Origin of the sequence: Streptomyces sp. MB09-02B (assembly GCF_033794485.1) — a bacterium.
Lineage (GTDB): Bacteria > Actinomycetota > Actinomycetes > Streptomycetales > Streptomycetaceae > Streptomyces.
The window spans coordinates 1-4,537 of record NZ_JARGEE010000581.1 but is presented as its reverse complement, the minus strand read 5'-3'; the positions used below and the strand labels follow the sequence as shown (position 1 = coordinate 4,537).

Annotated in this window: 4 protein-coding genes; 2 read left to right on the top strand and 2 right to left on the bottom strand. The window is 73.2% G+C overall.

Annotated elements, in window-relative coordinates; translation table 11 throughout:
* Nucleotides 1–30 precede the first annotated feature (30 nt).
* Nucleotides 31–2,442: an FxsB family cyclophane-forming radical SAM/SPASM peptide maturase gene (locus P1P70_RS41090; protein WP_319247062.1), complete on the bottom strand. Its 2,412-nt coding sequence runs from the start codon at nt 2,440–2,442 to the stop codon at nt 31–33.
* Nucleotides 2,443–2,485: 43 nt separating this feature from the next.
* Complete coding sequence (fxsA, locus tag P1P70_RS41085) at nt 2,486–2,683, bottom strand: FxSxx-COOH cyclophane-containing RiPP peptide (RefSeq protein ID WP_319247060.1); 198 nt, start codon at nt 2,681–2,683, stop codon at nt 2,486–2,488.
* Nucleotides 2,684–3,064: 381 nt separating this feature from the next.
* Here fxsA and P1P70_RS41080 point away from each other — a divergent pair, with 381 nt between their 5' ends.
* Both P1P70_RS41080 and P1P70_RS41075 read left to right on the top strand, forming a co-directional pair.
* Nucleotides 3,065–4,021: an intradiol ring-cleavage dioxygenase gene (locus P1P70_RS41080; protein WP_319247058.1), complete on the top strand. Its 957-nt coding sequence runs from the start codon at nt 3,065–3,067 to the stop codon at nt 4,019–4,021.
* 9 nt (nt 4,022–4,030) lie between these two features.
* The coding region (locus P1P70_RS41075; protein WP_319247056.1) for a triphosphoribosyl-dephospho-CoA synthase at nt 4,031–4,537 on the top strand (507 nt) is incomplete at its 3' end.

The window sequence follows — 4,537 nt, the reverse complement described above, 5'->3', positions numbered from 1 at the left end:
CCCCATTCCCCTGTACGCGCCCTCGTTCCCCTACGGCCGGACAGTGCGCCGGTGCTCCTCCGCCGCCAGCCGGGCCGCCCGCAGGGCCTCCGCGCTCACCTCGTCCGTCGCCAGCGCCTCCCGGAGCCCCGCGACGAAGCTCTTCCCGGCCTCCGTCAGCGCCCCGGAGTCCACGAGCGTCCCCACCGCCTCCGCCGTCTGGTCCCGCCACCGGGCCCGCCAGAAGTCGACCACCGCGAGATGCGCGTACGTCCCCTGCAACAGCCCCTCCAGCGGGCGCGGGTCGGGACGCCAGGGCGCGTAGAACAACGTGTCGCACGCCGGGTCGTACAGGTCGACCAGATCCAGCACGGCCCCCAGCTTCACGTGCTGGAACTCGTGCACGAGGAGCAGCGCCAGCGTCTCCGGCGCGGACGGGCGGGCGATGGCCACCGCGCCGAAGGCGTCGCGGGCCGCCGAGCTGATGTCGGCACCCTCGGGGGAGAGCGTGAGCGGGGTGATCATCCGGAGCGCGGCGGCGATACCCGGCGCGTATGCGGGCAGTTCGCGCCGGATCCATGCCCAGGCCTCGGTCAGGTCGGCCCGCCACGCCTCGGCCTCGCCCTCGGTGAGCCGGGGGTGTGCCGGATGGCCGTGGCAGTCCCGCCAGGGGTCGGTGTCCTCCAAGGTCACGGACCAGCCGTCCAGTTCGAACCGCCGGCTGCCCCGCCAGGCGGGGTCCTCGCAGCCGCTCCGGGCGATCGTGTACGTCCGGTCGCCCGCCCGGACCGTACAGCCGTCGACGTCCGTGCGGACCAGGGCCCGCTCGGTGCCCGGCTCCACGGTCAGGGTCCCGAGCGTGGGCAGCCGCAGCAGCCCCGCGTGGACCGGGACGACCACCGACGCCCGGCGGCCGGCCCGCAGCGCGGCGGCGGCCGCGATCTCCGCCATCCCGCGTGCGGCCGTCGCCGAGGCTCCCGCGACGCTCCCCGTCGGGCCCGCCGGCGGACGGGCCCCGAGGGCACTCAGCGCCCAGGACCGTGCATAGGGGTGGGCCAGGACCCGGTCCACGGCTTCGGGGGCCTCGCTGTCGAGGGCGGTCAGCGTGTCCCACGCCGCCTGGGTGTCTCCCGCCTCCTGACCGTCCTCGGCGGCCGGCGCGAGCGTCGTCCCGTGCCGGACGAGCCCCAGCAGCTCACGGGCCAGGGCGAGTTGGTGGCGGGCCAGCAGGTCGACGGTGGCGCCCGAGCCGCGCCCGGTGGCCAGTTCGGCCAGGTGGTGGCCGGCGAGCGCCGGCCGCGCGGACTGGTCGGTCATATGGCGGTCCCGGAGGTCGGTGATGAGGGCCAGCAGGTCGGAGCAGTACACGGACGGGTTGCGGAAGCCGCTGCCGTCGGAGCGGTACCGGTGGGCGTAGAGGCCGCCGCCGCACGAGCGCACCACCGGGCAGGTCCGGCACTGCTCGGACAGCCCGTCCAGGCCCTGCTGCCGGGCCACGATGCCCGGATGCCCGGCGACCTCGTCCAGGGAGTTGGCGAACACGTCCAGGCCGGTGGCGGGGGCCCCGTCGTGCGCGGTCTTGAGGGAGTCCGCCTGTTCGAAGGTCCCGTCGGTCTCGATCACGGCGAGATCGGCGGGCGCCAGCCCCAGCGACTCCGTCAGGCTGCTCTCGCCGCGCAGGGTCCGCAGGACCGAGTCGAACATCCGGACGTCCATGGCGCGGCCGGTCGCGGTCCACCGGTCGTGGACGGCCAGCAGCCAGCGCGCGTACGCCGTGCCGTCGGTGTCCCCGGCCGGTCGCGCCGGAGGTTCGTCCCAGGTGGCGTGCGGGAGGAGGAAGTCGACGCGGGGCGGGGCGAGCGCGGCGAGCGCGTCATGGACGGCGACCGGGTCGTTGCGCAGGTCGACGGTGCACAGGATGCCGGCGAAGAGATGGCGGTGGCGCGGCCGGTTGAGCAGGGCGATGCCCCTGAGGACGCGGTCGTGGCTGCTGCGCCCGTCGGCATAGCGGCGGTGCAGGTCGTTGGCGGCCCGGTCGCCGTCCAGCGAGACACCGACCTTGATGCCGAACTCGTCGAACAGGTCCAGGAACCGTTCGTCGAGTGTGACGGCGTTGGTGTGGATCCGCAGGTCCAGCTCGCACACACCGCTCAGGGCGGCCGTCAGTTCCGTGGCGGCCCTGCGCAGCCGGGCCCGGCCCGCGAGGAGGGGTTCGCCGCCGTGCAGGACGACGTGGACAGCGGCGAGTCCGTGCGCCCCGGCGTGTTCGGCGATGCGTTCCGCCGTGCGGCGCAGGACCTCGTCCGACACCACCACGGGCCGACGGCTCCAGCTCTGGTCGGCGTGCTCGTACACATAGCAGTGGTCGCACGCGAGGTCGCAGCGACTGTGCATCTTCAGCACGAACTGCCGCAACGGCAGGAGCGGTCGGCCCATGACGGTCTCGACGGTCTCGACGGTCATGTGATGTCGGTGGTCTCGGCGGGGGTGGTGGGGGCCGGCGGTGTCAGACGGAGGACTGGAAGGCCGCCACCGCGACCCGTGCCGGACCCCGGCGTTCGGCGCCGTTCGACACGGCACGGGTCAGGGCGGGCGACAGCGCGCCGCCGCTCCGCGCCGCCAACTGCACCAAGGACACCCGCTCCGGACCGACGGCCGCCGTGGCGTGCGACTCTTCGGCCGTGGGGTCGAGGGATGCGTTCATGGGGACCTCATCAATCTGTGCGTGGAAACTGACGGGGTTGCGGAGTCTTGCGGCTCGTTGAAGCAGATGCCGACAGGAATTTCTCACTCAAGCACCGGCCGCAGAAGAAGTTAGCGGCCGACCGGGCGAACAGCGCCGAATATCCGGTCGGCTGCTGGTCGCGACCAGAACATAGCCGACGCCGAGGAGTGCTTCGGACGGCACCACAAGCCTCGTCCGTATTCGGGGCGGCAAACGTGAGAACCGTCTCACCGCCCGGCGCAAGCACGGCAGTTGAGCGGAAGCCCCCCAACCCGGGCGGCATCAGGAGCCTCGGCACTCTCAGCCCCCGCACAGCCGCACCCCAGCCCCCTCACGGACCGCGTCCCTAACTTCACCGCCATGACGGGAAACCACACAAGCAAAACGATCACGCGGCGCCGCGCCCTCGCGGTGACCGGAGGGACGGTCGCCGCCGGCGGCCTGGCGGTCGCCGGCTACCAGTCGGCGTTCGCGGACGCGATGATGAGCACCGCCGAGGCGACGGCCACGACCGCCACGACGAGCACCGCCGACACCTGCATGACGCTGATGACGAGCGTCACCGAGGGCCCGTACTACCTGGACGGCGCGCTGGTCCGCAAGAACATCACCGAAGGCAAGAGCGGTGTTCCGCTGACCCTGCGGCTCACGGTCGTGGACGCCACCGACGGCTGCACCCCGGTCCCCGGCGCGGCCGTGGAGATCTGGCACTGCGATGCCTGGGGCTACTACTCCGGCTACACCACCGCGAATCCCGGCGGCTCGGCACCCGCCGAGAGCGAGGACGGATCGACGGCCGACGACGCGACCTATCTTCGGGGTTACCAGATCGCGAACGCGAACGGGGTCGTCAAGTTCGAGACCGTCTTCCCCGGTTGGTACACCCCGCGCACCTGCCACATCCATGTGAAGGTCCACACCGGTGGCGAGAAGGAGGACGGCACGTACGAGGGCGGCAAGGTCAATCACACCGGCCAGTTCTTCTTCGACGACGAGATCGCCCAGGAGGTCTTCACGCTGGAGCCCTACTCCCGGCACACCGGCAGCTACACCACTCTCGACGACGACATGGTGTACGACGGCGGTGGCGCCGCGAGCGGCCTGCTCACCCTGGAAGCCGTGAAGAAGGCGAACCCGGCCCGCGGTTACAAGGGCCTCCTCACCCTCGGCATCGACCCCGACGCCGAGAACACCGGCGCCGGTGGTGGCGAGGGCGGCGCTGGTGGTGGTGAAGGCGGTACGCCGCCGTCGGGCGAGCCCCCGGCGGACGCCCCGACCCCGACCGACAGCGCCACGGCCACCGAGTCGGCCTCGTAGCGTACGGCCATGAGCAGCCGCGAGGACGAGGTGCTCGCGCGGGCCGCGGTGGCCGCGCTGACCCGGCAGCTGGAACTCATGCCCAAGCCCGGTCTTCCCGACCCGCGCGATCTCGGTGCCCGGATCACCCGGCAGGACCACCGTGCGCTGCGCTGGTCGGCGAAGGCGCTGGTCCCCGGTCTCGCGGCGATGGCGGCCTGCGCCCGCCGCAACGGTGCGGCGACGCCCGAACTCCGGGCCGAACTCGGGGCGATCGGCCGCTGCACCGAACACTCGATGCAGCTTGCCGGGGGCGGGCACCGGGGCGCCACCTGGGTGCTCGGGCTCCTGGTCGCCGCGGCCGCCATGGATCCCGGGGCGCGGGGGCGTGAACTGGCCGCCACCGCGAAGAAGATCGCCGCGCATCCCGACCGGCGCGCGCCGCGGCGGCCGTCCCGGGGGTCGTCGGTCTCCGTCAAGTACGGGGCGGCCGCCGCGGCGCGCGCCGGTCGGGATGCGCGGCGATCTTCTTCGCGG

What these genes read in the sequence shown, in the direction of transcription:
- P1P70_RS41090 (WP_319247062.1), bottom strand. Translation starts at nt 2,442, where the DNA reads ATGACCGTCGAGACCGTCGAGACCGTCATGGGCCGACCGCTCCTGCCG.
- fxsA (WP_319247060.1), bottom strand. Translation starts at nt 2,683, where the DNA reads ATGAACGCATCCCTCGACCCCACGGCCGAAGAGTCGCACGCCACGGCG.
- P1P70_RS41080 (WP_319247058.1), top strand. Translation starts at nt 3,065, where the DNA reads ATGACGGGAAACCACACAAGCAAAACGATCACGCGGCGCCGCGCCCTC.